Here is a 26,263-nt window from a genome sequence, read left to right as displayed (position 1 = left end):
GTGGCCGAGCGCGGGAGCGCGGGAGCGCGGGTGGCGGGGAGGGGGGATGCGGTCAGCGGCGGCCGCGTTTGATCTCGTGGAAGGCCGGCAGGTGCAGCAGGGGGAGCAGGGAGTCCCAGATGGTCAGGGCGTCGTCGGTGCCGGGCACCTCGCTGAGGATCGGTCCGTGCATGCCCCGCTCGGCGCCGGGCACCATCAGCACCGGCGAGCCGATGTCCGGTCCGGCCGAGGCGTACGCCAGCTCGTGTGACTCGCGTACCGCCGCGTCCCAGCGCTCGTCGTCGAGCGCCGCCGCCGCGTCACCCAGGCCGGCCGCCTCGACGGCCGCGTCCACGATCTTCGGCGACAGCGGGTTGCCGGCGTCGTGGCTGCGGGTGCCCACCTCGGCGTAGAACCGGGCGACGTCGTCGGAGCGCCCGTCCGCGCGCAGCGCCTCCACCAGTCGCATCGCCCGGCCCGAGGCGGCCAGCACGTCGGCGAACTCCGCGGGGACGTTCCCCTCGTTGAGGATGGCCAGACTGAAGGCCCGCCACTCGACGCGCAGGCCACGGGCGTCGGCGACGGTGACCAACCAGCGCGAGGCGTGCCAGGTCCACGGGCAGGCGGGGTCGAAGAAGAAGGTGGCGTCCATCGCTTGAGGGTAGGCGTCGCCGTGCCGGCCCGCAGCGCGGTGATCCGTGCCACACCGGTAGTGGTGTTGTCACCGTCTCATCACGTCAGGTTTCGCGACTTCCCAGGTCGGGCAGTGTTGGGGCCACGAAACGTCCGGGGCCGGTCACTCGCTGGTCAGCGTCCCGACCGTTCCGCCGTGCGCCGGGGCACGGTGCGTCTCCCCGGCTCTTGGCCGACACGAGGGGAGGGGTGATGAGCGATCCCGACGGGACCCGGCGCCGGCGCCGGCCACACGTGCGCGCGCTGGCGGCGGCCGCGGCGCTGACGTTGGTGGCGCCCATGGCGGCCTGTGGAACCGGCGACGACGGCGGTGTGCCGACGATCAACCTGTACTACCCGCCGGAGCAGAACCTGCAGAAGGTGGTGGACAACTGCAACGCGGCGGCCCAGGGCCGGTACCGGATCGCCTACCGGGTGCTGCCGCGCCAGGCCGACGACCAGCGGGTGCAGATGGTGCGCCGGCTCGCCGCGCAGGACACCGGCATGGACGTGCTCGGCCTCGACGTCACCTGGACCCAGGAGTTCGCCAGCGCCGACTGGATCCTGGAGTGGACCGGGCAGGACAAGGCCGAGGTCGAGCAGGGCACCCTCGCCGGCCCGCTGGAGACCGCGCGCTACCAGGACAAGCTCTACGCCGCGCCGAAGAACACCAACGTCCAGCTGCTCTGGTACCGCAAGGACCTGGTGCCCGAGGCCCCGAAGACCTGGGACCAGATGATCTCCGCCGCCCAGCAGTTGAAGCAGCAGGGCAAGCCGTACCAGGTGCTCACCATGGGCGCCCAGTACGAGGGCCTGGTGGTCCTCTACAACACCCTCGCCGAGAGCGCCGGCGGCCACATCCTCAGCGACGACGGTAAGCGGGCCGCGATGGACGAGGGCACCGTGCGGGCGCTGGAGCAGCTCCAGCGGTTCGCCACGTCGGGCGTGACGTCGCCGTCGTTCAGCAACGCCACCGAGGACCCGGTGCGGCTGGAGTTCCAGTCCGGCAACGGCGCGTTCCAGGTCAACTGGCCGTTCGTCTACCCGGCCATGCAGGAGGCCAACCCGGAGCTGGCCCAGCAGGTCACCTGGGCCCGGGTGCCGGGCATCGACGAGAACACCCCGAGCAAGGTCACCATCGGCGGGGTGAACATGGCGGTCAGCGCCTACTCCGAGCACCCGGCGGAGTCCTTCGACGCGGCGAAGTGCATCCGCAACGCGGAGAACCAGAAGTTCTCCGCGGTCAACGACGGCGTGCCGCCCACCATCGAGCAGGTCTACGCCGACCCGGAGATGGCCGAGGCGTACCCGATGAAGGAGACCATCCTGGAGGAGCTCAAGGAGCCGGCGACCCGCCCGCTGACCCCGGCGTACCAGAGCATCTCCACCGTGATGTCGGCGATCCTCTCGCCGCCGTCGGCGATCGACCCGCAGCGGACCGCCGACGAACTGCGCGACGCCATCGCCGACGCGCTCGAGTCCAAGGGGGTCCTGCCGTGAGCGAGCGCAGCGAGCGAACCAGTCAGCTCGGCGCCATGGAGCCTCGTGGCGTCGCCGACCGTCGAGAGGGGGCGTCATGAGCGTCAACGCCACCCCCGGCGGGGCGGACGTCGCGGCCGGGGAGACCGCCACCCGCTCGGGCGCCCGGCACGCCGCGGTGCCCGCGCAGCGGGCCGGCCGGCGCAGGCCGCCGCTGAGTGAGAACAAGAAGGCCGAGCGCCGGCTGGGCTGGCTGCTCTGCGCGCCGGCCGCGCTGGTCATGGTGCTGGTGACGGCATACCCGATCCTCTACTCGGTCTGGTTGTCACTCCAGCGCTTCGACCTGCGCTTCCCCGACCAGCGCGAGTTCATCGGGCTGGAGAACTACGTGACCGTGCTGACCAACGAGTTCTGGTGGACGGCATTCGGGGTGACCGCGCTGATCACCGTGGTCACCGTCGTGATCGAACTGGTGCTCGGCATGGGACTGGCGCTGATCATGCACCGCACGCTGGTCGGCCGGGGCATCGTCCGCACCGCCGCGCTGATCCCGTACGGCATCGTCACGGTGGTCGCCGCCTTCTCCTGGCGGTACGCCTGGACGCCCGGCACCGGCTACCTCGCCAACCTGTTCAGCGAGGGCGCGCCGCTCACCGAGCGGGCGAGCTCGCTGGCGATCATCATGCTGGCCGAGATCTGGAAGACCACCCCGTTCATGGCGCTGCTGCTGATGGCCGGGCTGGCGCTGGTCCCGGAGGACCTGCTCAAGGCCGCCTCGACCGACGGTGCCACCGCCTGGCAGCGGTTCACCAAGGTGATGCTGCCGGTGATGAAGCCGGCGATCCTGGTCGCGCTGCTGTTCCGCACGCTGGACGCGTTCCGGGTCTTCGACAACATCTTCGTGCTCACCGCGGGCGGCAACGAGACCTCGTCGGTGTCGATGCTCGCCTACAACAACCTGATCCGAGGGCTCAACCTCGGCATCGGGTCGACGATGTCGGTGCTGATCTTCCTCACCGTGGCGATCATCGCCTTCGTCTTCGTGAAGCTGTTCGGTACCGCTGCCCCCGGCAGCGACGACGGGGAGAGGCGCTGAGATGGCTGTCGAAACCACCACCCGGGCCAAGCTCCGCTGGGGTCTGCTGGACGTCGTCGTGGTCGTCTTCGCGCTGATCCCGGTGCTGTGGATCGCGTCGCTGTCGTTCAAGACCCCGGCCACCCTCACCGACGGCAAGTTCTGGCCGCGGGAGTGGACGCTGGACAACTATCGGACGATCTTCGCGACGGACCAGTTCGTCCGGGCCCTGGTCAACTCGATCGGCATCGCGCTGATCGCCACCGTCGTCGCGGTGGTGCTCGGCGCCATGGCCGCGTACGCGATCTCCCGGCTGGACTTCCCCGGCAAGCGGCTGCTGGTCGGCGTCTCCCTGCTGATCGCGATGTTCCCGCAGGTGTCGCTGGTGTCGCCGCTGTTCGACATCGAGCGGCAGCTCGGCCTCTTCGACACCTGGCCGGGCCTGATCCTGCCGTACATCACCTTCGCGCTGCCGCTGGCGATCTACACCCTGTCGGCGTTCTTCAAGCAGATCCCGTGGGACCTGGAGAAGGCGGCGAAGATGGACGGGGCGACCCAGGCCCAGGCGTTCCGCCGGGTGATCGCGCCGCTGGCCGCGCCGGGGTTGTTCACCACGGCGATCCTGGTCTTCATCTTCTGCTGGAACGACTTCCTCTTCGCCATCTCGCTGACCTCCACCGAACGGTCCCGGACGGTGCCGGTGGCGCTGTCGTTCTTCACCGGCGAGTCGCAGTTCGAGGACCCCACCGGGGCGATCTGCGCCGCCGCCGTGGTGATCACCATTCCGATCATCCTGTTCGTCCTCTTCTTCCAGCGCCGCATCGTCTCCGGCCTGACCTCCGGCGCAGTCAAGGGATAGGTGTAGTCATGGCTGACATCGTGCTCGACAAGGTGAGCAAGAAGTTCCCGGACGGGACCGTCGCGGTGCAGGACGTCGACCTGGAGATCGCCGACGGCGAGTTCGTCATCCTGGTCGGCCCGTCCGGCTGCGGGAAGTCCACCACCCTCAACATGATTGCCGGGCTGGAGGACATCAGCTCCGGGGAGCTGCGCATCGCCGGTCAGCGGGTCAACGACAAGGCGCCCCGGGACCGGGACATCGCCATGGTGTTCCAGTCGTACGCTCTCTACCCGAACATGACCGTCCGGGAGAACATGGCGTTCCCGCTGCGGCTGGCGAAGCTGGACAAGGAGACGATCAACCAGAAGGTCGAGGAGGCGGCGAAGGTCCTGGAGCTGACCGCGCTGCTGGACCGCAAGCCGGCGAACCTTTCCGGCGGGCAGCGGCAGCGGGTGGCGATGGGCCGCGCGATCGTCCGGCAGCCCAAGGCGTTCCTGATGGACGAGCCGCTGTCCAACCTGGACGCCAAGCTGCGGGTGCAGATGCGCACGGTGGTGTCCCGGCTGCAGAAGCAGCTCGGCACCACGACCGTCTACGTCACCCACGACCAGACCGAGGCGATGACCCTCGGCGACCGGGTGGTCATCATGCGCGGCGGCGCGGTGCAGCAGGTCGGCCCGCCGCAGGAGCTCTACGACCACCCGCGCAACCTCTTCGTGGCCGGCTTCATCGGCTCGCCGTCGATGAACTTCCTGCACGCCGCGGTGCAGGACGGCACGCTGCGTACCGCGCTGGGCGAGGTGCCGCTCGGCGACCGGGTCCGGCGGCAGCTGACCGCCGGCGACGCGCCGCGCGAGCTGATCCTCGGCATCCGGCCGGAGCACTTCGAGGACGCCGAGCTGGTCGACGAGGACACCCGCCGCCGAGGCATGGAGTTCGAGGCGCCGGTGGAGATCGTCGAGTCGATGGGCTCGGACAAGTACGTCTACTTCACCGTCGAGGGGGAGCGGGCCACCGCCGCCGAACTGGAGGAACTGGCCGCCGACGCCGGCGCCTCCGACTTCACCGGGGCCGGGGCGAACCTGGTGACCCGGCTGTCGGCGGAGTCCCCGGTGGTGGAGGGCGAGACCCGGCGGGTCTGGTTCAACCTGGAGAAGATCCACCTGTTCGACCCGTCGAACGGGCGCAACCTCACCCTGCACGAGGGCCGGGCGGCCGGCGCGCTCGCCGACTGACGGGTACCGGCCGCGCGGGCGGGTGGGTCGGTAGGGCGGGTGGGTCGGTAACCGACCCACCCGCCCTACCGACCCACCCGCCCGTCGTCCGTCAGGTGTCAGCGACGTCGCCGGCTGGTTTCCGGGATGTCGGCCTCGACCTGTTCCCGTCGGACCTGCTCGTCGACGGCCCGCTGGTCGACCACCTCGTCCTTCGCCAGGCGGACCCGCTCCACCGGGACCGTCTCCTTGCTGACGACCGGCCGCTCGGCACGCAGCGTCATCTCCTGCTGGGCCTCGCCGATGTCGCCGCGGACGTTGCGGGCATCCGCGGCACTGATCGGTTCGCGCTCCACGTACACCTCGTCGTGCTCGACCGGCACGGTGGTGTGCACGTCCTCGGAGACGACGTACTTGCGCAGCCGCGCGGTGCCGGCGGGCTGGCTCTCGGTGCCGACCCGCAGTCGCTCCTCGGACCGGATGAGGTCCTCACCCGCGCCCGGCGCGCGCCCACGCTCCCGGGTCGGGGGCGGAGCGGCCGGAGCAGGTTGCGGCGCGAGCTGGTAATGCCGGTAGAGCTGGTCGATCTGCGCCGTGCTGAGCGGCTCGTCGGTGCCGGCGTCCACGGCGGGCGCGTTCTTTACTGTGGACTTGTCGTAGTCGACAGCGAGTCCGTCGCCGGCGATCCGGGCCTTCCGCAGCGGAGCCATCGACTCCTTCTTGCCCATCACCCCGGTCTTCACGCTGACCCAGGTCGGCTCACCGGCGGCGTCGGCCCAGATCTGGCCCACGCTGCCGATCTTTGACCCCGAGCGGTCCGTGACGTTCTGTCCGTACAGCGAGCTGACCTGCTGTGCGTTGAGCTTCATGGACCATACCTCCCTCTGTATCTCCCGCCGGATACCCGACTGGCCGGAGCGGATGCGTCACCGACACGCCGGACAGGAGTGCGGGGGAGACCTGGGGCCGGTGAGGCGCGGGAGGTCGGTGGGGTGCCCACCGGCATCCCCCCATTCACGCTCGCGGACGTGAGCAGGACGGGCGCCCCGCCCCGGTCGGCCGCGATTCAGGCCGGCCAGTCCACCCGCACCGGCAGGCCCAGGAAGGCCGCGTAGCCGGCCAATGCCCGCTCGACCCGGGCCCGCTCGGCGTCCAGCGGCACCAGCGGGCGCAGCGTCACGGTGAGCCGGTCCCGGCCGACGCTGCGCTTCCAGGTGCCGACCACCCGCCCGTCGCGGACCACCGTGGGCTGGAAGACGCCGTTGCCGCCGGGCACGATCGCGTCCTTGTGCGCGGGGTCGAGCATCAGCGAACGGTCCTTGTAGCCGAGCAGGTATTCGTCGAAGCCGGGCAGCACCAGCAGGTCGTCCAGCGGCTGCCGGGGCGCGTCGAGCAGGGCCGCGTCGACCAGCATCGCCACCCCGTCGACCCGTACCGGGGCCAGCGCGTCGCCGGCCGCGGCGAGACCCCGGCGCGCGTCGGTGAGGGTCAGCCCCGTCCAGCCGGCGAACTCCCGGTCGGTGGTCGGTCCGTGCCCGCGGACGTAGCGGTGCGCCAGGATGGCCAGCGCCTCGTCCCGCTCGGGCCGGTGGGGCCGCGGCGCCCACTCGTCGAGCAGGGCGAAGGTCTGCTCGGTGCCGACGTTCGGCGCGAGGCAGGTGACCCCGCGCACGCTCGCGTACCAGAGCAGGTGGTAGCCGCGCTGCCCGGCGGTGCCGATGCCGGCGGCCTCCAACGCGGCCAGGCACCGGGCGCGGGTCAGCCGGCCGCCGCCGGCCAGCGCGGCGCCGAGCACGTCGACCGCGCGCTCCGCGTCGGCCTCGGTGAGCCCGAGCTGCGCCCGGCGGGTCGCGGCACCGGCCAGCGAGCGTACGCCGGTCAGCTCCAGCATCCAGCGGGCGTCACGCGGCGGCACCAGGTGCACCGTGCCCCGCATCGGCCACGTGCGCAGCGCCTCCCGCCGCTCCAACGCGGCGTGCAGGGCGGCGTGATCGAGCGCGGGCAGCCGGACCCCGAGCGACCACATGCCGCTCGCCAGGTCCTGCGCCTGCATGGCGCCGAACCACTCCACCACGTCGGCCACCGTGCCCACAGCGGTGGTCGGATGCCGGCGCAGCAGCAGACTGGTCATCCGCAGGGCCAACGCGTCGGTCGCGGTGAGATGCACGGGGTCCGCCCTTCCGGATCGGGTGAGCGCCAGCCTAGGTCCCGGCACCGACGCTTCCGGAAAGACTCCGCGCCGGTGCCCTGCTTCTCCCGGGCCGAGGCATAACCGCCGAGGCAGTGGGGATGCCGCCCCCGGAGTAGGCGCGCTCCGCGCGTCCGAAGGGAGCGACATGACTGCGTCAAGCGAGCCGGTGCGCGGCGCCGGCGCACCGACCCGAACCGGGGGCGGCCGGACCGGCACGGCGGCCAAGACCAGCGCGGCGGCGACGTTCGCCCTCGTCTTCGGGGTGGCCGCACTGATCAGCGTGCTCACCGTGATCCTGTCCTGGGCCGGCCTGATACTCGGCATCATCGGCGTCGTGCTCGGCATCGTCGGGCTGAAGATGGCCGGCCGGCCGGGGGTGACCGGTCGGGGCGTGGCGATCGGCGGCCTGGTGCTCAGCGCGTTGGCGGTGCTGATCGGGCTGGCCTTCGCCGCCGGGATCACCACCTTCCTCAACAACGAGGCCGCGGTGGACCGGATGCAACAGCAGGTCGACGACCTGCGCGACCAGCTCGACTGAGCCCGGCGGTCGGACCGCCGCGCGCCGGGTCGCCGGCCGGGCGCCGCCCGCGCCCACTAGGGTGGTCCCGTGCTCCGCGAGGTCACCGCGATCCGGTACGTCACCCCGCTGCGCGAGGGTGGCTCGCTGCCCGGCGTGGTGGAGGCCGACGACCTCGGCACGTACGTGGCGAAGTTCCGCGGCGCCGGGCAGGGGCCAAAGGCGCTGGTCGCCGAGGTGATCTGCGGTGAACTGGCCCGCCGGCTGGGCCTGGCCGTGCCGCCCCTGGTGGTGCTCGACATCGACCCGGTGATCGGGCGAGCGGAGCCCGACCAGGAGGTGCAGGAGCTGCTGCGCAACAGCGGCGGCGCCAACCTGGGGATGGACTTCCTGCCCGGCGCGCTGGGCTACGACCCGGTCGCGCACCCCGTCGAGCCGGCGCTCGCCTCCCGGGTGCTCTGGTTCGACGCGTACGTGGAGAACGTCGACCGCAGCTGGCGCAACCCCAACCTGCTCGTCTGGCACCGCGAGCTCTGGCTGATCGACCACGGCGCGTCGCTCTACTTCCATCACAACTGGCCCCGCGCCGAGGCGGCGGTGCACCGGCCGTACCGGGCCGACGACCACGTGCTGGCGCCCTACGCCGGCCCGCTGGCGGAGGCGGACGCCGACCTGGCCCCGCGGGTCACCCGCGACCTGCTGGCCGAGGTGCTGGCCCTGGTGCCCGAGAGCTGGCTGACCGGCGCCGACTTCGACTCCGCGGACGTGGCCCGGGCGGCGTACGTGGACCACCTGGCCCGTCGGGTGGCGCGTACCGCCGACTGGCTGCCACCGGGGAGGGCGGCGTGAGAGAGCCCTTCGAGTACGCGGTCATCCGGCTGGTGCCCCGGGTGGAACGCGGCGAGCAGATCAACGTCGGAGTGCTGCTCTACTGCCAGCAGCGGGACTTCCTGGGCGCGCGTACCCATCTGGACGCCGACCGGGTGCGCGCGCTGGCCCCGGAGGTCGACCTGGCCGCGGTGGCCGCGGTGCTGCGCTCCTGGGACCGGACCTGCGCCGGCGACGGCCCGTCGGCGGGAATGCGGCTGGGGGAGCGGTTCCGCTGGCTGGCCGCCCCGCGCAGCACGATGATCCAGGCCGGGCCGGTGCACACCGGGCTGACCGCCGATCCGGCGGCCGAGCTGGACCGGCTGATGGACAAGCTGGTCCGCTGAGGTCGGCTCCCCTGATCGCGCTACGCCAGCCACGCTGCCGGCGGAGCGCGATCCCCCGTTCAGCTTCCCCGGTGCGGCGGCACCGGCCGACTCGCCGGCACCGGTGCGACCAGGATCCCGGCCGGCGGGCGGATCGGCACCGGTTCGCATCGGAACTTGCGGAAATCTTGAGCCAGGGCAAGCGATTCACAGCCGACGATGCATGACGAGCAGGTCGACGAAGCCCAGGCCCGGGTGCCGGAACCCCTCGGGCACCCGGCCGACCACCTCGAAGCCGAGCGAGCGCCAGAGCGCCACCGCGCGGGTGTTCGTCGACACCACGGCGTTGAACTGCATCGCCCGGTAGCCCTCCGCACGGGCCAGCGCCAGCACGTGCTCGGCGAGCGCCCGCCCCACCCCGCGACCGGCGGCGGCGGGGGCGACCATGAAGCTCGCGTTGGCGACGTGGTCGCCCGGCCCGAGCTGGTTGGGCACCAGCTTCGCCGAGCCGAGCACGGTGCCGTCCGGGTCGACCGCGACCACGGTGCGGCCCGTGGGCGGCACCAGCCACATCGCCCGGGCCCGCTCCTCGTCGACGTCGCGGGGCCAGGTGTAGGTCTCTCCGGCGGCCACGATCTCGCGCAGGAACGGCCAGATCAGCGGCCAGTCGTCGGCGGTGGCGGGTCTGATCTCCATGGGTCCAGCATCGCCGGCCCGCGCGGCCCGACCCCACCCGGGGTGAGCTGCGCGTTCCCTCGCGCCCTCGCCCCACCCGGCCCGGTTTGTCCTGGCAAGTACCGGGTAGTCGCCGGAGCTGATCCGAGACGAGGAGGACTGCGATGGCTGACCGGACCAAGGTCGCGGTGATCTACTACAGCGCGACCGGCATCACGTACCAGATGGCGCAGGCGGTGTGCGAGGCCGCCGGTGACGCGGGCGCCGAGGTACGGCTGCGCAAGGTGCACGAGCTGGCGCCGGACGAGGCGATCCGCTCCAACTCGGGCTGGCACGCCCACGCCATGGAGACCCAGGACGTGCCCGAGGCGCAGCTGGACGACCTCTCCTGGGCCGACGTCGCGATCTTCGGCACGCCGACCCGGTACGGCGTGATGGCCGCCCAGCTCAAGCAGTTCATCGACACCACCGGCCCGCTGTGGGCGCAGGGCGCCCTGGTGAACAAGGTGTACTCGGGGTTCTGCTCGACGGCCACCGCGCACGGCGGGCACGAGTCCACCCTGCTGTCGATGTTCAACGTCTTCTACCACTGGGGCGGGATCGTGGTCACCCCCGGCTACACCGAACCGAGCCAGTTCGCCGCGGGCAACCCGTACGGCGCCTCGCACACCAGCAACAACGCGGAGACCGCCCCGGACAACCTGGCGTTGGGTGCGGCCGCGCTGACCGCCAGGCGCGCCGTGCACCTCGGCACCGCGGTGAAGAAGGGCCTGGCCGGCTGACCGGACGGCGGCCGGCGGCCCGGACGGGGGCTCTCAACCTGCCCGGACCGCCGTCACCGCCAGCTCTACCCGGGTAGGACCACCGCTATGCCGGCTCGGCGGCGGGCAGCGCCCGGGTCACCGCCAACAGTTCGGTCAGCAGCTCGTCGAGGACGGCCAGCCCGTCCGGGCTGAGCACCGACTCGGGGTGGAACTGCACCCCGGCGAAGCCCGGTCCGCGCAGCGCGTGCACCGCGCCGTCCGCCTCGTCCCGGGCCAGCTCCACCAGTCCGTAGCGGGTGGCCAGCCGGTCGGCGCCGGCCCGGGCGGTGAAGGTGGAGTAGAAGCCGACCCGGCGCGGCACGCCGAAGACCGTCACCTCGCGTTGCAGCCCCTGATAGGGCGCGTCCCGGCGGTGCAGGGTCAACCCGAGCAGCCCGGCCAGCAGCTGGTGGCCGAGGCAGACCGCCAGGGTGGGCCGGCCGTCCGCGAGCAGCCCGGTGAGCAGGCCGCGCAGCGCGCGCATCTTCGGCTCGGTGGCGCTGCCCGGGTCGCCCGGGCCGGGGCCGACCACCACCAGGTCGTACCCGTCGACCGGGCCGGGCGTGTGCCAGGGGCGCAGCGTCACCGCCAGGCCGAGCGCGCCGAGCTGGTGGGCCAGCATGCCGGTGAAGGTGTCCTCGCCGTCGACGATCAGCGCCCGCCGGCCGGCCAGCCCGGGCCGGCCGGCCGCGTCGGGGGCGCGCTGGTCCAGCCAGAACCGGGCCAGCAGCGCGTTGCGGGCGGCGAGCGCGGCCCGCACCTCGGGATCCTCGGCGAGCGGCTGTTCCGGGTCGCGGCGCGGCGCCCGACGCGCCGAGCCGGAACAGCCGTCGCGTACCTCCGGCTGCGGGCCGGGTGCCGGCGCCGTCGGGCCGAGCCCCAGCGCGGCGAGCACCCCGGCCGCCTTGGCGTGCGTCGTCTCGGCCACCTCGCCCGCCGCGGTGGAGTGCCGCACCAGGGTGGCGCCCACCGGCACCCGCAGCTCCCCGGTGGGGGAGATCTCCGCGGCCCGGATCAGGATCGGGGCGTCCAGGGTCTGCCGGCCGGCGTCGTCGTGGCCCAGCAGGGCCAGCACGCCCGCGTAGTAGCGCCGCCCGGTCCGTTCGTGCCGGGCGATCACCCGGCAGGCGTTCTCCATCGGGCTGCCGGTGACGGTGGGCGCGAACATCGTCTCCCGCAGCACCTCGCGGACGTCCTTCGAGCCGCGGCCGGCGAGCAGGTACTCGGTGTGCGCCAGGTGCGACATCTCCTTCAGGTACGGCCCGACCACCTGGCCGCCCCGCTCGGCCACCGTGGCCATCATCTTCAGCTCCTCGTCGAGCACCATGTACAGCTCCTCGACCTCCTTCGGGTCGGCGAGGAAGCGCAGCAGCGCGGCGCGGTCCGGGGCGCTGCCGGCGTACCGGAAGGTGCCGCTGATCGGGTTCATCATCACCAGCCCGTCGTCGACGCTGACGTGCCGCTCCGGGCTCGCCCCGACCAGCACCCGGCTGCCGGTGTGCACCACGAACGTCCAGTACGCGCCGCGCTCGCCGAGCAGCAGCCGGCGCAGCGCGGCCAGCGCCGCCCGCAGCGGCGGGCCCTGCACGGTGGCCCGCAGAGTGCGGTGGATGACGAAGTTCGCCCCCTCGCCCTGCCCGATCTCCTCGGCCAGCACCCGGCCCACGGTGGCCGCGTACTCGTCGTCGCCGACGTCGAACCCGGCGTCGGCGGTGACCACCGGGGTGTCCGGCAACGCGGCGAGCGCCTCGGCCAGCGGCACCCGTTCGTGCCGCTCGACGAGCAGGCACTCCAGCGGCATCCCGTCGTCGACGCAGGCGAAGCCGCGCTCGGTGACCTGCCGGTAAGGCACCAGCGCCAGCGTCCGCGGCCCGGGCGCCCCGGCCGGCAGCGGCACGTCGGCGAGCCGGTCGACCGTGCGGACCGGCCCGGCGTACAGCTCCAGGTGGTCGGCGCCCTCGCGCCGAATCAGCGCGAACGGGCCGGGGTCGACGCCGCGGGCGACGGCGGCGAACAGGTCGGGCAGGTGGGTCATGGTCTCTCCTCGGGCCGGGGAGCCGCCCGACGGAACGGCCCGGGGCCGGAGAGGACCGGCGGCCGCCTCGACGGGCGGCCGCGTGGGAAAGCTACGCGCGGGGGATGGCCGCCGGATCGGCGGGCCACCAGCAGGACAGTCGCGCGGGCATGCGACCACCCTACGTGCTCCGCCGGCCGGCGGGAAGCCGATCGGGCGTACGCCTGCTTCGCCGGCGCTTTGCCACCCAGCTCAACGGGTACGTTGACCGGCGATGAACATTCTCGCTCTCGACCTGGGCACCTCGTCGGTACGCGGGCTGGTGCTGGACCCGGAGGCCCGGCTGGTGCCCGGCGCGCTGGCCCGGCGCCGGGTGAGCCTGGCCGTCGGCGACGACGGCACCGGCACCCTCGACGCCGCCGGCTACCTGGAGCACCTGGTCGAGTGCCTGGACGAGCTGGCGGCCGACGGCCGGCTGCGCGACATCGGCCTGGTGGCCGTCTCCGGGCAGTGGCACTCGGTGGTCCCGCTGGCCGCCGACGGCGCTCCGCTCGGGCCGGTGCTGACCTGGCTGGACACCCGCGCCGAGCCGGCCGCCGGCGCCCCCGGGCCGGCCGACCCGGGCGCGTACCACCAGCGCACCGGCACCTGGTGGCACCGCGGCTACTGGTCGGCCCGGTTGCCCTGGCTGCGGCAGCACACCTCGGCAACCGTGGCCGGCTTCACCGGCCTGGTCGAGTACGTGGTCGGTCAGTTGCTCGACGCCGCGCCCATGTCGATCTCCCAGGCGTCCGGCACCGGCCTGCTCGACCTGCGCGCCCTCCGGTGGGACGCGGAGGCCTGCGAGCTGGCCGGCGTCCGGCCCGGGGACCTGCCCGAGCTGGCTCCCGCCGACTGGCGCGGCCGGCTGCGGCCGGCGTACGCCCGCCGCTGGCCGCAGCTGGCCGAGGCGCGCTGGGTCGCGCCGATCGGCGACGGCGCGGCGTCCAACGTCGGCTCCGGCTGCGTCGACCCCACCCGGGCGGCGGTGACCGTCGGCACGTCGGCGGCGGTCCGGGTGGTCCAGCGGGTTCCGGCCGGAGCCGAGTTGCCCCCGCTGCCGGGGCGACTCTGGCGCTACCGGGTCGACCACGACCACGTGGTCACCGGCGCCGCCTACTCCTCCGGCGGAAACCTGTTCGCCTGGGCGAACCGGGAGCTGCGGCTGCCCGCCGGCGCGGAGCTGGACGCCGCGCTGGCGCTGGTGCCGACCGACGGCGGAACCCAGCGGGCGAACGTCCGCTTCGGCGGCGACCGGCCGCCCGGCCTGGCGCCGGCCGGGTCCGGGGAACTGCACGGGATCAGCTTCGGCACCACCGCGGTGGACATCCTGGCCGCGCTGATGCGCGGGCTGTGCGGCCTGGTCGCCGACGACCTCGCCGTGCTGGAGTCCACCCTCGACACCCGGGTCGAGGTGGTCCTCGGCGGTGGTGCGGTCACCGCCTCGCTGTGGTGGCGGCAGGCGTTCGCCACCGCGCTGGCGCCCCGTCCGGTTTGGCACCAGCGCAACCCGGAGGTCGGTGCGACCGGCGCGGCGCTGGTCGCGGTGGGGCGGATCGGCGACCCGGTCACGGCGGCCACCATCGGCCGGACGGATGAGCGGCCCTCACCCTCCTGATCGGGTCCTCAGCCGGAGCCGTTGACACAGCTCCCGGGGCTGGTTGGATGGACTGCGCTCCCCGGCTCGCGGCGGACGCGAGAAACGTAGGAGGCATGTGTGGGCGCAGGTCCGGACCGGGCGCACGGCACGGTGTCCAGCCACCGCCGGCGCCGGTTCGACGTCCGCGTCGTGCCGCACCGGCGCCGCTCGCCGTTCCGACTGCGTGACTGGCGGATGCGGACCAAGCTCGCCACCGTGCTGGTCATTCCTTCGGTGGCGTTCCTGGTGCTGGCCGGCGTGCAGACCCGCGCGCTGGTCGGGCGGACCACCGCGTTGAGCGACTTCGCCGAGCAGGTGGGCATCGGCCGGGAGATCACCGCGGCGGTGCACCGGCTGCAGCAGGAGCGGGACCGGGTCGCCGGTGAGCTGGCCGAGCTGCGGCGGGCCGGGGCGGGGGGCGACCGGGACGTCACCATCGAGGCGCTCAAGCCGCTGGAGAACGCCTCCGACGAGGCGATGCGGGAGCTGCGCCGGGCGGCCGAACCGCTGACCGACGCCGACGCGTCCTGGCGGGTCACCTACTCGGAGGCGCTCGAGGCGTACGACCAGGTGGTCTACATCAGAGCCGCGGTGCCGCCGGCGGTGCTGGGCAGCGACACCATCCTGAGCAACTACCACCGGGCCATCGACGTGCTGCTCAACCTGCTCGCCGAGCCCTCGCCCGGCGAGGAGCATCCGGCGCTCAGCGACGCGGTGCTGCGTTACGTGCAGCTCGCCCGGGTCAAGGAGCTCTCCTCGCGGGTGCGCGCCCAGCTCTACGAGGCCGCCCGGGCCGGCCGGTACGACGTGGAGGACCAGGTCGCGCTGAGTGATCTGCGGGCTCAGCAGTTGACCGCGCTCGGCGCGTTCCGGGTCGCCGCCACCGCCGAGCAGATCCGCCGCTACGACCAGACCTCGGTGGACCCGGCGTTCCTCGCCGCCACCCGGCTCGAGGAGCGCAGCCTGCCCAGCGGCGGGGAGCCGGAGGCGCTGCCCGCCCCGGAGTGGTGGGCGGCCAGCGAGGACCGGCAGGACCTGCTGCGACAGTTCGAGGTGTCGGTGGTGGACGACGCGGTGCGGCAGGCCGACGACGCCAGCGCCGGTCAGCTGCGCACCACCCTGCTGGTGGCCGGCGCGATCGTCACGGTGCTGTTGTTCGCGCTGCTCATCTCCGTCCTGGTCGGACGCTCGGTCGCCCGGTCGATGCGGCTGCTGCGCAGCCAGGCGCTGCGGATCGCCCAGGTGGAGCTTCCCGACGCCCTCGACCGGCTGCGGGCGGTCACCGGGGGTGTGCCAGCCATCGAGGTCGCGCCGGCCGTGGTCCGCTCGCTCGACGAGATCGGCGAGCTGGCCGAGGCGTTCGTCGCGGTGCACCGCAGCGCGGTCAGCGTCGCCGTCGAGCAGGCCACCACGCGACGCAACGTCAACGCGATGTTCGTCAACCTCGCCCGGCGCAGCCAGGTCCTGGTCGAACGGCAGCTGGAGCTCCTCGACGACCTGGAACGGGAGGAGGACGACCCGGTCCAGCTGGAGAACCTGTTCAAGCTCGACCACCTGGCCGCCCGGATGCGGCGCAACGACGAGAGCCTGCTGGTGCTGGCCGGCACCGAGTCGACCCGGAGGTGGAACCGGCCGGTCCGCCTCGGCGTGGTGCTGCTGGCCGCCAGCGCCGAGATCGAACATTACCAGCGGGTACGACACGAGGCGGTGGCCCACCTGCACGTCGTCGGGCACGCCATCGGCGAGCTGGTGCACCTGCTCGCCGAGCTGCTGGAGAACGCCACCGCCTTCTCCCGGCCGGACACCGCCGTCCGGATCACCGCCTCGCCAGAGGGGACCGGCGCGCTGATCGAGATCGCCGACGAGGGCCTCGGTATGAGCCCCACCGCGCTCGCCGAGGCGAACGCCGTGCTGGCCCGGCCGCCGGCGGCGGACGTCGCCACCGTCGAGCGGATGGGGCTGTTCGTGGTCAGCCACCTGGCCGCCCGGCACGGCGTCGAGGTGCGGCTGCACGGCGACGCGGACGGGCTGACCGCCCGGATCCGGTTGCCGGGCCGGCTGCTGGCTCCCGATCCGGGTCCGGAGCTGGACCCGCCGATGGGGCCCCGGCTGCTCACCGCCGTGGCCGGCCCCGCGAACCGGGCCCGTCCGGTCGAGCTGCCGGTGGCCGGGCGGCGCCCCGATCCGGCCGTGCCCCGGTCGACCCGTCCGATGCCCGTGCGGGCCGAGGACCTGCTCGCCCCGGCGACGGCCGAGCCGGCCGGGCGCGGCTGGTGGTCCCGCCAGGGGCCGGCGCCCGTCGCGGTCGGGGAGGGCGATCCCGTCCCGCCGGCCGTCCCGGTGACCGGCGGCACCAACTCGCGGGGCCTGCCGGTGCGGGTGCCGATGGCGCAGCTGTCGACGGTCACCCGATCGGCCCGGCCGGAGCAGCCGGTCACCCGGCACGACCCGGACCCGGAGGCGGTGGGCGGCATGCTGTCGCGGCTCTACAGCGGCGTGCGCCGGGCCGAGGCCGAGGAAACCACAGAGATACCGATGCCGCGCGGCGGCGTACCCACCGAAGGGGGACGACAGTGACGACGACGTTGAGCCAGGAGGCCCGTGACCTGAGCTGGCTGGTCAGCGCGTTCGCGGAGCGGGTGCCGGGGGTGGCGCACGCGGTGGTGGTCTCCTCCGACGGGCTTCTGATCGCCATCTCCGACCACCTGCCCCGGGACCACGCCGACAAGCTGGCCGCGGTCACCTCGGGCCTGATGAGCATCACCGCGGGGGCGGCCCAGATGTTCGACGGGGACGTGGTCAAGCAGACGGTGGTCGAGATGGGACGCGGCTACTTCCTGGTCATGCAGGTGCGCGACGGCTCCATCCTGGCCACGCTGGCCGGCGCGGACGCCGACATCGGCGTGGTCGGGTACGAGATGGCGCGGCTGGCCAAGCAGGCGGGGGAGATGCTCACCCCGGCGCTGCGGGCGGAGTTGCAGCAGGCGCTGCCCCGCTGACCGGGCGGGCCGCGCGCCACCGGACCCCGTGCCGGGTCCGGCGGCGCGCGCCCCCGGATCCCACCCGGCCCCCGCCGACCGGGGCCGGGTGGGTGGTCGCGACGGTCAGAGACCGTTCTCGGCGATCACCGTGCGGTACCAGTGGGCGCTGCGCTTGGGCACCCGGCGCTGCGTCGGGTAGTCCACGTAGACCAGACCCCAGCGCTGGTCGTAACCCTCGGCCCACTCGAAGTTGTCCAGCAGCGACCAGACGTGGAAGCTCTCCAGCGGCACCCCGGCGGTGATCGCCCGGTGCGCGGCGGCCAGGTGGTCGCGGAGGAAGTCGATCCGCCCGGCGTCGTCGACGGTGCCCTCGGCGCCGAGCACGTCCGGCGTGGGCAGGCCGTTCTCGGTGACGGTGAGCGGGATCGGGCCGTAGTCGCGGGTGACCCGGGTCAGGATGTCGTACATGCCGTCCGGGTAGATCTGCTGCCAGTCGGCCTCGGAGGTGGGCCACCGGCGGACGGTGCCGCCGTCGGCGGTGACGTAGATCGGGGTGTAGTACTGCACGGCGAGCAGGTCGACCGGGGCGGAGATGACGGCCAGGTCGCCGTCGCGGATGCCGCGCACCATCCGGCTGTCCGGGCCGAGGTCGGCCAGGACGTCCTCGGGGTAGCTGCCGCGCAGGACGGAGTCGAGGTAGAGCCGGTTCTCGTAGCCGTCGTAGAGCCGGGTGGCGGCGGCCGCGGCCGGCGTGTCGTCGGCCGGGTAGCACGGGTGCAGGTTGAACGCGGGGCCGATCCGGCCGGCGCCGCCGACCGCGCGCAGCGCCCGGACGGCGAGGCCGTGCGCGAGCTGGAGGTGGTGGGCCACCAGGTACGCGGCGGCCGGGTCCTGCCGGCCCGGGGCGTGGTGCCCCGACAGGTAGCCGTTCTGCACCACGGTCTTCGGCTCGTTGACGGTCAGCCACACCGGCACCCGGTCGCCGAGGGCGCGGAAGACCGCGTCGGCGTAGTCGGCGAACCGGTGGGCGACGTCTCGGTTCTCCCAGCCGCCGGCGTCCTGGAGGGCCTGCGGCAGGTCCCAGTGGAACAGCGTGGCCATCGGTGCGATGCCCCGCTCGTGCAGCCCGTCGACGAGCCGGCGGTAGAAGTCGAGCCCTCGCTGGTTCGGCGCGCCGGTGCCGTCGGCCTGGATGCGCGGCCAGGAGATGGAGAACCGGTAGCTGCGCAGCCCCAGGTCACGCATCAGGTCGAGGTCGTCGCGCCAGCGGTGGTAGTGGTCGGCGGCCACGTCGCCGGTGTCGCCGTTGCGGACCCGGCCGGGGGTGCGGCTGAAGGTGTCCCACACCGACTCGCCGCGGCCGTCCTCCTTGGCCGCGCCCTCGATCTGGTACGCCGAGGTGGCCGCGCCCCAGCCGAAGTCCGGCGGGAAGCGCAGCGGTCCGGCGGGCGCGTCGGCGGTGCGGGTTTCCGGGTGCGGGTCACCGTCGGCCGGGTCGTCGCAGCCGCCGGCGGCGGCGGTCGTGGTGGCGCCCAGCCCGGTGCCGGCGGTGGTGGCGGAGAGCGCGGCGCGGCCGAGCAGGTGCCGCCGGGTGAGTGTCGACATGATTCTCCTCGTGAGGTGCGTGGCCGCCGCCGGGAGCCGGGAGCGCTCCCAGCATAGTCAGGCGCTGCCAGCCGGTCATCCGCCGGCCGGGCGGGACGGGGTCCCGGGCCGTGGCGGCGACGGGGGTGGCGGGGCGGGGCGGTGCGGCGGGCGCCGGTGGGTGTGCCGCGGCGGTCCGGACCGGGGCGCGCAACAACGCGCCGGCCGGGGGCACCGGCGGGGGTCGAGGGTGCCGGGGTGGGAACCGACGGGGGTGGGCGGACCGCGGGCGAGGCGGCTGGTGCTGGCGTCGCGGCCGGTCCGGTCGGCCTCTTTTCCCGTCGTGAACGGAGGTTTAGTGTGGGGACGGGGGAGGGCAACCCCCGTCCCCACCGGTGCAGTAACACGCACGGACGGAATTGGCGTCCTGTCGTGCGTGTCGCGCGGGAGCCGGGCCACGCGAGTGGCTTGCGGATCCACCTCCCTCCACTTGGCGGGGTGATGGCTGGCGGCGGCGTCCGGGCTGGCCCGCCGTCAGCCTTCGGGCTGATCCCCGGGGTCAGTCCGCAGACTCGCCTCGGGTTGATCTTCTTGGTGGAACCTTGTCGATGGAAGCGCTCCCATCGACGATGCTTGCGACTGTAACGCCCGTCACGGCTTTGTGAAAGCCCCTAAACGAGATCGAAACATCTGACTGCTCACCGAGGCTCTCACTTGTTGTGGGAGCGCTTCCATGGCACACTGTCGATCGACCGCGTCGCGGAGCCAGCTCGCGAGAGCGCGGGTCGCCGAGGGCATCCGGCAGGTCCGGCACGGCACCCGACCCAGCCGGTGAACGCCGCCCCGTACGGGCGCCGCCCCGCCGCACCCCCGCCCGGGCCGGGGCCACCACCATCCCCTGGCGCCTCGCGCCCCCACCACCGGGGCGGGCGCCCCGCCGGGGTTCCGCCCCCGGCCTGGTCCGAGGAGACACCGCGCACATGAGAGAGCTACGACGTCGCCGATTGGCGATGGTCGCGGTCACCGCGCTGGCCGTCGGCGGGGTCACCCTGCCGGCCGGCGCGGCGCAGGCCGCCGCGGCCTGCGACGTGGTCTACGCGACCAACGACTGGAACACCGGCTTCACGGCCAACGTCACCATCCGCAACCTCGGCGACCCGATCAACGGCTGGACCCTGCGGTTCGCCTTCCCCGGCGACCAGCGGGTCACCCAGGGCTGGTCGGCCCGGTGGAGCCAGACCGGCAACGAGGTCACCGCCACCAACGAGGCGTGGAACGGCAACCTGGGCACCGGCGCCAGCACCAGCATCGGCTTCAACGGCTCGTACAGCGGCAGCAACCCCAAGCCGACCTCGTTCTCGGTCAACGGCGTCACCTGCGGCGGGACGCCGCAGCAACCGCCGACGGTCGGGCTCAGCGTGCCCGCCGGCCCGTTCGAGGCGCCCGCCGACGTGCCGCTGACCGCCACCGCCAGCGACCCCGACGGCACCATCAGCAAGGTCGAGTTCTACCGCAACGGCCTGCTGGTCAACACCGACACCACCGCCCCGTACGGCTACACCCTCGAGGACCTGCCGGCCGGCGACTACACCGTGCAGGCCAGGGCGTACGACAACGCGAACCTGACCGCCACCGCGGAACGCTCCTTCACGGTGACCCCGGCCAGCGGACCGGTGCTGGTGGCCACCCCCTCCTCGGTGAGCGTGGCCGAGGGCGGCAGCTCCACGGTCAACCTCAAGCTCAGCGCGGCCCCGCCGGGCAACGCCCCGGTGACCCTCGCCCGCACCGGGGACGCGGACATCACCGTCTCGCCGGCCACCGCGACGCTGACCCCGACCAACTGGAACACCGGGGTGACCATCACCGTCGCGGCGGCGGAGGACGCCGACACCGCCGGCGGCACCGCCACCGTCACCGCCTCGGCCACCGGGTACGCCCCGCTCGCCATCACCGCCACCGAGATCGACAACGACACCCCGGGCGGCGGCGACAACGAGTACGTCGAGCGCTTCCTGGCGCAGTACGGCAAGATCAAGAACTCCGGGTACTTCAGCCCGGAGGGCGTGCCGTACCACTCCATCGAGACGCTGATCGTCGAGGCGCCCGACCACGGCCACGAGACCACCTCCGAGGCGTTTAGCTTCTGGTTGTGGCTGGAGGCCCAGTACGGCCGGGTCACCCAGAACTGGGCGCCGTTCAACAACGCGTGGACGGTGATGGAGAAGTACATCATCCCGTCGCACGCCGACCAGCCGACCGCCGGCGCGGCGGGCACCCCGCAGTACGCCGCCGAGCACGACCTGCCCAGCCAGTACCCGTCGCGACTGGAGCCGTCGGTGCCGGTCGGCCAGGACCCGCTCCGCAGCGAACTCCAGTCCACCTACGGCACCGGCGACATCTACGGCATGCACTGGCTGCTCGACGTGGACAACACCTACGGCTACGGCCGGTGCGGCGACGGCACCAGCCGCCCGGCGTACATCAACACCTTCCAGCGCGGCACCCAGGAGTCGGTGTGGGAGACCGTACCGCAGCCGTCCTGCGACACCTTCGCCCACGGCGGGCGGTACGGCTACCTCGACCTGTTCATCACCGAGTCGAACGCGCCGGCGAAGCAGTGGAAGTACACCAACGCCCCGGACGCCGACGCGCGTGCCGTGCAGGCCGCGTACTGGGCGCTGACCTGGGCCAGGGAGCAGGGCAAGGAGGCCGACGTGGCGGCCACCGTGGTTAAGGCCGCCAAGATGGGTGACTACCTGCGCTACGCCATGTTCGACAAGTACTTCAAGAAGATCGGCAACTGCGTCGGGGCCACCGCCTGCCCGGCCGGCACCGGCAAGGACTCCGCGCACTACCTGATGTCCTGGTACTACGCCTGGGGCGGCGCGTACGAGACCAGCCAGAACTGGTCCTGGCGGATCGGCTCCAGCCACAACCACTTCGGCTACCAGAACCCGTTCGCGGCCTGGGCGCTGACCAACGTGGCCGAGCTGAAGCCGAAGTCGCCCACCGCGGTGGCCGACTGGACCAAGAGCTTCGAGCGGCAGCTGGAGTTCTACACCTGGCTCCAGTCCGCCGAGGGCGGCATCGCCGGCGGCGCGACCAACAGCTGGGGCGGGCACTACGGCCAGCCGCCGGCCGGCACCTCCACCTTCTACGGCATGTTCTACGACGTCGACCCGGTCTACAACGACCCACCGTCCAACCAGTGGTTCGGCATGCAGGCCTGGTCGATGCAGCGGATCGCCGAGCTCTACCTGCAGACCGGAAACGCGAAGGCCAAGGCCCTGCTGGACAAGTGGGTGCCGTGGGCGATCGCCAACACCACGCTCGGCGCCAACTGGTCGATCCCCTCGGACATGACCTGGAGCGGCCAGCCGACCACCTGGAACCCCACCAACCCGCAGCCCAACACCAACCTGCACGTCCAGGTCACCACCAAGGGCCAGGACGTCGGCGTCGCCGCCGCCTACGCCCGCACGCTGATCGCGTACGCGGCGAAGTCGGGCGACACCGCGGCGAAGAACACCGCCAAGGGCCTGCTCGACGCCCTGCACGCGGCCAGCGACGCGCAGGGCGTCTCGACCACCGAGAAGCGAGGCGACTACCGGCGCTTCGACGACGTCTACGACGCCAGCACCGGCCAGGGCCTCTACGTCCCGCCCGGCTGGACCGGCACGATGCCCAACGGCGACGCCATCGCTGCGGGCAAGAGCTTCGTCGACATCCGTTCCTTCTACAAGAACGACCCGGCCTGGCCCAAGGTCCAGGCGTACCTCAACGGCGGTGCCGAGCCGACCTTCAACTACCACCGGTTCTGGGCCCAGGCCGACGTCGCCATGGCGTACGCCGACTACGGACACCTTTTCCCGACTGGCTGAACCGGCGCTCCGGGTGGGCGGCCCGACCGCCCACCCGGAGGCCGATCGGGTGGCAGGAGAACGTGGACACCCGGTCGGCAGGCGGCCTGACGCCCACGGTCAGGCCGGGGTGGGCCGGCCATCCGGCCGACGCAGCGGGTCGGCCGGCCCACCCCACCGCCCGGGCAGTCGCGGACACCGAAAAAGGCCGGAAAAAGAGGCCGTCACGGGATCACGCGCGAGACCGGGACGGAGTAACGTACCTCACCGGAGAGGCCGCTCCCCCCGTGGCGGCCTCTCCCTCATTTCTCCGGTGCCCCAGCCAGTTCGTCGGCCCGGTCCACCGGGTGACGCAGCCCCGGATGCCCCTCCGGCAGCGACCGGCGCACCACCACCCAGCTCACCGCCAGCGAGACGGCCACCAGCGGCCAGCTCAGCGCCACCCGGGCCACGGTCAACGCGAGCACCTGCCCAGCCAGGTAGAGCGGCAGGAACACCGCCACCCGAAGCACGTAGCTCGCCGCCCAGACCCAGCTGCCCCGCCCGTACCCGCGCAGCAGCGCCGGGTCCCGCCGCCACCGGCCGCGCTGGCGCAGCGCCACCCCGACCACCACCCCGAGCAGCGGCCAGCGCACCGCGATACTCACCGCCCAGGCCAGCGCGCTCGCCGCGTTCGACAGCAGTTGGAGCAGGAAGAAATCCTCGGCCCGGCCGGTACGCAGGGCGATCAGCGCGGCCACGCAGACGGCGAGCAGCCCGACCAGCACCGAGCGCGGCCGGTCGCCGCGGCGCAACCGCCAGCCGGCGACCGCCGTGCCGGTGACCACAGCCGCGCCGATCCCGGCCCAGAGCGAGTGCCCGCCGAGCAGCCAACCGGCGGCGAACGCGACCGGCGGCAGCGTCGCGTCGACCGCGCCGCGGCGGCCGCCGAGCAGATCGGCGAGCGTTTCGGGCCGCCCCGCCCTCGCCTCCGACCGCTCCCCGGGCGGCGTGGTGTGCTCCGGTCCGCTGGCCACCCGTCACCTCCTCCCGTCGGCCCCAACCTAGTGCGGTTGTCACAACCGTCCACCGGGTACCCGTCGCGGTGTGGTTGATCGATCGGGTGTCGGCGTGCGGGCTGTCGCCGGACCGCGGCAGGGGTCCGGCTACCGTGTGCGGGTGCGCACGACGGCAAGGGGATGGACGGCGGTCTGGTTGGTCGTACTGGCCATCGTCCAGGCGGCCGCCTTCCTCGTCGTGTGGCGGATCGCGGTGCACACCGGCGTGGGCCAGTGGGTCGACACGGTCGCGCTGACCGGCAACCGGATCGGCCAGGATCGCATCGACGAGCCGGTGGACCGGATCCTCAACGCCATGTCGGTGGTGTCCCTGGTGGTGACCACCGCCGTGATCGGCTTCATCGCGCTGATCCGGGGCCGGATCGCCCTGGCCGTCACGGCCACCCTGCTGATCGTCGGCGCCAACGTGACCACCCAGCTGCTCAAGCACGGCCTGGACCGGCCCGACTACGGCATCGACCCGGAACGGGCGTACGCCGGCAACAGCCTGCCCAGCGGGCACGCCACGGTCGCTGCCTCGGTGGCGGTGGCGCTGGTGCTCGTGCTGCCCCGCAGGGTCCGGGCGGTCGGCGCGTTCCTCGCCGCCGGCTACGCCGCGGTCGCCGGGGTGGCCACCCTCTCCGCCGGCTGGCACCGCCCCAGCGACGCGCTGGCGGCGTTCCTGGTGGTCGGCGTCTGGTCGGCGCTGGCCGGGCTGCTGCTCCTGGTCAGCCAGCGGGAGCAGGCGCAGGTGGAGTCGGCCGACGCGCACCGGGTGGCCGCGGCGGTGCTCGGCATCGGCGGCGCGGTCGCGGTGGTGGCCTGCGCGCTCGCCCTGTCCTGGCTGGTCGACCTGCGCGAAACCCCGCCCGACGAGCTGTCCCGGCGGCCACTGTTCGTCGGCTACGCCGGCACCGCGGCCGGCGTCGCCGGGACGATGGGCCTGGTGATGGCGCTGGTGCTCACCGCCGTGCACCGGCTGGTGCCGCGCCGCCCGGGCTGACGCTCAGCGGGAGTAGGTGCCGACCATCGTGCCGCTGGCGAACTCCTTGTCGGTGAGCGCCCGGTAGACGTCGGGCACCTGCGGCGCGTCGGGCAGTTCCAACGGCCGCTCCAACGCGTACAGGCGGAAGAAGTAGCGGTGCGGGTCGTCGCCCCGCGGCGGCTGCGGGCCACCCCAGCCCGTCTCGCCGAAGCCGTTGGGCCACTCCCGGCCGCCCAGCGGCACGCCGCCCTCCGGCGAGCCGTCCGAGTTTCGCGAGATCCCGGTGACCAGCCAGTGCAGGAACGGCGTCTTCCCGGCGTCCGGGTCCTCGACGAAGAGGACCAGTTCGACCGCGGACTCCGGCACCTGCGCCCACTGCAGCGGCGGCGAGACGTTGTCGCCGTCGTGGGCGAAGCGGTCCGGCAGCCGGTCCTGGTCGTTGAACGCGGTACTGCGCATCATGATCCCGGCCATCCCTGATGCTCCTCTCGTTCGGCCCGGTCGCGCGTACCCGCCTGGCGGGCGCCGAAACGGCCGGTGCCGGTCGGGCCCGGCGAGCCGGCCCGAGGACCGTGTGGAAAGGTACGGGCGGCACGCACCGACGGGGGAGGACAGGTGGAGACGGTACGCAGCGCGTTCCGCGACGAGTGCGCCCGGCTGGTCGAGGTGCTGCGCGAGCTCGACGAGGCGGATCTCGACCGGCCCACAGACTGCCGGCCGTGGAGCGTGCGGGAGCTGCTCGCGCACGTGCGTACCGGCGTTGGGCGGCTGGTCGACATGCTCGCCGCGCCGGCTCCGGCCCGCGCCGAGGTGGACGCGGCCGGCTACTACGGTGCGGCCAAGTTCGCCCCGGCGGTGGACGCCGACCGGATCGACGCCGGCCGTCGGGAGGCCCGGGAACTCGACGGCGCGGCCCTGGTCGCGGACGTCGACCGGTCCTGGCGAGCCACCCTCGGCGCGGTCGACGCCGCGCCGCCCGGCCGGGTGGTGCGCACCCGGCACGGCGACGCGATGGAGCTGGGCGAGTTCCTGCGTACCCGGGTGGTGGAGGTCGCGGTGCACGGCCTGGACCTGGCGGCGGCGCTGGGCCGGCAGCCGTGGCTCACCCTGACCGCGGGGGAGGTGGTCGCCGATCTGCTCACCGGCGGCCGCCCGGTCCCGGCGGAGCTGGGCTGGGACCGGCTCACGCTGATCCGTAAGGCGACCGGCCGCGCCGACCTCACCGATCGGGAGCGGGCCGCCGTCGAGGCCGCCGACTTCCGCTGGCTGTCCTTCGGCGGCTGACCGGCGGCCCTGCCCTTGAACCGGCCTTCCTCGTAAAGCAGCCGGTTCAGCCGCCGGCGGGCATGCACATCACGTTGGCCGTGGAAGTGGACTCAATGCGGCAGAACCCGAACCGGGTTCCCGCAGCTCAGGGGCCTGTTGTAGCGGTTTCCGTGGTGCGTAGGCGAGTGGTCTGACGTGACTGGTGGACATGATCACCGA

Annotated in this window: 22 protein-coding genes; 14 read left to right on the top strand and 8 right to left on the bottom strand. The window is 73.3% G+C overall.

Annotated features, from left to right (window positions below; translation table 11 throughout):
* Positions 1 to 52: 52 nt before the first annotated feature.
* The gene (locus ACVCAH_RS12630; protein ID WP_447136278.1) at positions 53 to 631 is read right to left on the bottom strand and encodes a DsbA family protein; all 579 of its coding nucleotides are present in this window, start codon (positions 629 to 631) and stop codon (positions 53 to 55) included.
* Between the two features lie 233 nt (positions 632 to 864).
* On the opposite strand from ACVCAH_RS12630, the gene ACVCAH_RS12625 reads away from it, so the two are divergent.
* The 4 genes from ACVCAH_RS12625 to ACVCAH_RS12610 all read left to right on the top strand — a co-directional run bounded on the left by ACVCAH_RS12625 (position 865) and on the right by ACVCAH_RS12610 (position 5,281).
* On the top strand, positions 865 to 2,151 hold the full coding sequence (locus tag ACVCAH_RS12625; protein WP_447136277.1) for an ABC transporter substrate-binding protein: 1,287 nt from the start codon (positions 865 to 867) through the stop codon (positions 2,149 to 2,151).
* Positions 2,152 to 2,227: 76 nt separating this feature from the next.
* Complete coding sequence (locus ACVCAH_RS12620) at positions 2,228 to 3,226, top strand: carbohydrate ABC transporter permease (RefSeq protein ID WP_447136276.1); 999 nt, start codon at positions 2,228 to 2,230, stop codon at positions 3,224 to 3,226.
* A gap of 1 nt (position 3,227) precedes the next feature.
* The gene (locus tag ACVCAH_RS12615) at positions 3,228 to 4,064 is read left to right on the top strand and encodes a carbohydrate ABC transporter permease (RefSeq protein WP_447136275.1); all 837 of its coding nucleotides are present in this window, start codon (positions 3,228 to 3,230) and stop codon (positions 4,062 to 4,064) included.
* Between the two features lie 8 nt (positions 4,065 to 4,072).
* A complete protein-coding gene (locus ACVCAH_RS12610) occupies positions 4,073 to 5,281 on the top strand; it encodes an ABC transporter ATP-binding protein (RefSeq protein WP_447136274.1) in 1,209 nt (402 codons plus the stop codon).
* 98 nt (positions 5,282 to 5,379) lie between these two features.
* Here ACVCAH_RS12610 and ACVCAH_RS12605 read toward each other — a convergent pair whose 3' ends face one another.
* Both ACVCAH_RS12605 and ACVCAH_RS12600 read right to left on the bottom strand, forming a co-directional pair.
* A complete protein-coding gene (locus ACVCAH_RS12605; RefSeq protein WP_447136273.1) occupies positions 5,380 to 6,129 on the bottom strand; it encodes a YsnF/AvaK domain-containing protein in 750 nt (249 codons plus the stop codon).
* A gap of 197 nt (positions 6,130 to 6,326) precedes the next feature.
* The gene (locus ACVCAH_RS12600; RefSeq protein WP_447136388.1) at positions 6,327 to 7,391 is read right to left on the bottom strand and encodes a winged helix DNA-binding domain-containing protein; all 1,065 of its coding nucleotides are present in this window, start codon (positions 7,389 to 7,391) and stop codon (positions 6,327 to 6,329) included.
* Positions 7,392 to 7,596: 205 nt separating this feature from the next.
* Between ACVCAH_RS12600 and ACVCAH_RS12595 the strand changes: the two genes are divergently transcribed.
* The 3 genes from ACVCAH_RS12595 to ACVCAH_RS12585 all read left to right on the top strand — a co-directional run bounded on the left by ACVCAH_RS12595 (position 7,597) and on the right by ACVCAH_RS12585 (position 9,182).
* On the top strand, positions 7,597 to 7,989 hold the full coding sequence (locus ACVCAH_RS12595) for a hypothetical protein (RefSeq protein ID WP_447136272.1): 393 nt from the start codon (positions 7,597 to 7,599) through the stop codon (positions 7,987 to 7,989).
* Between the two features lie 69 nt (positions 7,990 to 8,058).
* On the top strand, positions 8,059 to 8,817 hold the full coding sequence (locus ACVCAH_RS12590) for a HipA family kinase (RefSeq protein WP_447136271.1): 759 nt from the start codon (positions 8,059 to 8,061) through the stop codon (positions 8,815 to 8,817).
* Positions 8,814 to 9,182, top strand: a complete 369-nt coding sequence (locus ACVCAH_RS12585) for a DUF3037 domain-containing protein (protein ID WP_447136270.1) — start codon at positions 8,814 to 8,816, stop codon at positions 9,180 to 9,182. Before ACVCAH_RS12590 ends, ACVCAH_RS12585 begins: the two co-directional genes overlap by 4 nt.
* Positions 9,183 to 9,368: 186 nt before the next feature.
* Here the strand turns inward: ACVCAH_RS12585 and ACVCAH_RS12580 are convergent, their stop codons facing one another.
* Positions 9,369 to 9,857 carry an N-acetyltransferase family protein gene (locus ACVCAH_RS12580; protein ID WP_447136269.1) on the bottom strand — a complete coding sequence of 163 codons (489 nt, stop codon included), beginning with the start codon at positions 9,855 to 9,857 and terminating at the stop codon, positions 9,369 to 9,371.
* Between the two features lie 143 nt (positions 9,858 to 10,000).
* On the opposite strand from ACVCAH_RS12580, the gene wrbA reads away from it, so the two are divergent.
* Positions 10,001 to 10,618, top strand: coding sequence for an NAD(P)H:quinone oxidoreductase (gene wrbA, locus ACVCAH_RS12575; protein ID WP_447136268.1), 618 nt, complete (start codon positions 10,001 to 10,003; stop codon positions 10,616 to 10,618).
* Positions 10,619 to 10,703: 85 nt separating this feature from the next.
* Here wrbA and ACVCAH_RS12570 read toward each other — a convergent pair whose 3' ends face one another.
* Entirely contained in the window at positions 10,704 to 12,674 is a 1,971-nt protein-coding gene (locus ACVCAH_RS12570; RefSeq protein ID WP_447136267.1) for an anthranilate synthase family protein, read from the bottom strand.
* Between the two features lie 253 nt (positions 12,675 to 12,927).
* Here ACVCAH_RS12570 and ACVCAH_RS12565 point away from each other — a divergent pair, with 253 nt between their 5' ends.
* From ACVCAH_RS12565 to ACVCAH_RS12555, 3 genes are all read left to right on the top strand, one after another.
* Positions 12,928 to 14,310, top strand: coding sequence for an FGGY family carbohydrate kinase (locus ACVCAH_RS12565; protein ID WP_447136266.1), 1,383 nt, complete (start codon positions 12,928 to 12,930; stop codon positions 14,308 to 14,310).
* Between the two features lie 99 nt (positions 14,311 to 14,409).
* Entirely contained in the window at positions 14,410 to 16,908 is a 2,499-nt protein-coding gene (locus ACVCAH_RS12560; RefSeq protein WP_447136265.1) for a nitrate- and nitrite sensing domain-containing protein, read from the top strand.
* The gene (locus tag ACVCAH_RS12555) at positions 16,905 to 17,330 is read left to right on the top strand and encodes a roadblock/LC7 domain-containing protein (protein WP_447136264.1); all 426 of its coding nucleotides are present in this window, start codon (positions 16,905 to 16,907) and stop codon (positions 17,328 to 17,330) included. Before ACVCAH_RS12560 ends, ACVCAH_RS12555 begins: the two co-directional genes overlap by 4 nt.
* Before the next feature lie 105 nt (positions 17,331 to 17,435).
* Here the strand turns inward: ACVCAH_RS12555 and ACVCAH_RS12550 are convergent, their stop codons facing one another.
* Positions 17,436 to 18,917, bottom strand: coding sequence for a GH1 family beta-glucosidase (locus ACVCAH_RS12550; protein WP_447136263.1), 1,482 nt, complete (start codon positions 18,915 to 18,917; stop codon positions 17,436 to 17,438).
* A gap of 959 nt (positions 18,918 to 19,876) precedes the next feature.
* Here ACVCAH_RS12550 and ACVCAH_RS12545 point away from each other — a divergent pair.
* Positions 19,877 to 22,777, top strand: a complete 2,901-nt coding sequence (locus tag ACVCAH_RS12545) for a glycoside hydrolase family 48 protein (RefSeq protein WP_447136262.1) — start codon at positions 19,877 to 19,879, stop codon at positions 22,775 to 22,777.
* A 281-nt stretch (positions 22,778 to 23,058) separates the two neighbouring features.
* Here the strand turns inward: ACVCAH_RS12545 and ACVCAH_RS12540 are convergent, their stop codons facing one another.
* The gene (locus tag ACVCAH_RS12540) at positions 23,059 to 23,772 is read right to left on the bottom strand and encodes a DUF3159 domain-containing protein (RefSeq protein WP_447136261.1); all 714 of its coding nucleotides are present in this window, start codon (positions 23,770 to 23,772) and stop codon (positions 23,059 to 23,061) included.
* 136 nt (positions 23,773 to 23,908) lie between these two features.
* Here ACVCAH_RS12540 and ACVCAH_RS12535 point away from each other — a divergent pair, with 136 nt between their 5' ends.
* Positions 23,909 to 24,796 (top strand): phosphatase PAP2 family protein, encoded by an 888-nt coding sequence (locus ACVCAH_RS12535; protein ID WP_447136387.1) that lies wholly within the window; start codon positions 23,909 to 23,911, stop codon positions 24,794 to 24,796.
* A 3-nt stretch (positions 24,797 to 24,799) separates the two neighbouring features.
* On the opposite strand, the gene ACVCAH_RS12530 is transcribed toward ACVCAH_RS12535, so the two are convergent.
* Positions 24,800 to 25,240 carry a YbhB/YbcL family Raf kinase inhibitor-like protein gene (locus ACVCAH_RS12530; protein ID WP_447136260.1) on the bottom strand — a complete coding sequence of 147 codons (441 nt, stop codon included), beginning with the start codon at positions 25,238 to 25,240 and terminating at the stop codon, positions 24,800 to 24,802.
* A gap of 153 nt (positions 25,241 to 25,393) precedes the next feature.
* Here ACVCAH_RS12530 and ACVCAH_RS12525 point away from each other — a divergent pair, with 153 nt between their 5' ends.
* Entirely contained in the window at positions 25,394 to 26,062 is a 669-nt protein-coding gene (locus ACVCAH_RS12525) for a maleylpyruvate isomerase N-terminal domain-containing protein (protein ID WP_447136259.1), read from the top strand.
* Positions 26,063 to 26,263: the final 201 nt, after the last annotated feature.

This window comes from Micromonospora sp. LZ34 (assembly GCF_052981855.1).
Note: the sequence above shows the minus strand (reverse complement) of the source record. Positions and strands in the feature narration are given on the sequence as shown.

What these genes read in the sequence shown, in the direction of transcription:
- ACVCAH_RS12630 (WP_447136278.1), bottom strand. Translation starts at nt 631, where the DNA reads ATGGACGCCACCTTCTTCTTCGACCCCGCCTGCCCGTGGACCTGGCAC.
- ACVCAH_RS12625 (WP_447136277.1), top strand. Translation starts at nt 865, where the DNA reads ATGAGCGATCCCGACGGGACCCGGCGCCGGCGCCGGCCACACGTGCGC.
- ACVCAH_RS12620 (WP_447136276.1), top strand. Translation starts at nt 2,228, where the DNA reads ATGAGCGTCAACGCCACCCCCGGCGGGGCGGACGTCGCGGCCGGGGAG.
- ACVCAH_RS12615 (WP_447136275.1), top strand. Translation starts at nt 3,228, where the DNA reads ATGGCTGTCGAAACCACCACCCGGGCCAAGCTCCGCTGGGGTCTGCTG.
- ACVCAH_RS12610 (WP_447136274.1), top strand. Translation starts at nt 4,073, where the DNA reads ATGGCTGACATCGTGCTCGACAAGGTGAGCAAGAAGTTCCCGGACGGG.
- ACVCAH_RS12605 (WP_447136273.1), bottom strand. Translation starts at nt 6,129, where the DNA reads ATGAAGCTCAACGCACAGCAGGTCAGCTCGCTGTACGGACAGAACGTC.
- ACVCAH_RS12600 (WP_447136388.1), bottom strand. Translation starts at nt 7,391, where the DNA reads ATGACCAGTCTGCTGCTGCGCCGGCATCCGACCACCGCTGTGGGCACG.
- ACVCAH_RS12595 (WP_447136272.1), top strand. Translation starts at nt 7,597, where the DNA reads ATGACTGCGTCAAGCGAGCCGGTGCGCGGCGCCGGCGCACCGACCCGA.
- ACVCAH_RS12580 (WP_447136269.1), bottom strand. Translation starts at nt 9,857, where the DNA reads ATGGAGATCAGACCCGCCACCGCCGACGACTGGCCGCTGATCTGGCCG.
- wrbA (WP_447136268.1), top strand. Translation starts at nt 10,001, where the DNA reads ATGGCTGACCGGACCAAGGTCGCGGTGATCTACTACAGCGCGACCGGC.
- ACVCAH_RS12570 (WP_447136267.1), bottom strand. Translation starts at nt 12,674, where the DNA reads ATGACCCACCTGCCCGACCTGTTCGCCGCCGTCGCCCGCGGCGTCGAC.
- ACVCAH_RS12565 (WP_447136266.1), top strand. Translation starts at nt 12,928, where the DNA reads ATGAACATTCTCGCTCTCGACCTGGGCACCTCGTCGGTACGCGGGCTG.
- ACVCAH_RS12550 (WP_447136263.1), bottom strand. Translation starts at nt 18,917, where the DNA reads ATGTCGACACTCACCCGGCGGCACCTGCTCGGCCGCGCCGCGCTCTCC.
- ACVCAH_RS12545 (WP_447136262.1), top strand. Translation starts at nt 19,877, where the DNA reads ATGAGAGAGCTACGACGTCGCCGATTGGCGATGGTCGCGGTCACCGCG.
- ACVCAH_RS12530 (WP_447136260.1), bottom strand. Translation starts at nt 25,240, where the DNA reads ATGATGCGCAGTACCGCGTTCAACGACCAGGACCGGCTGCCGGACCGC.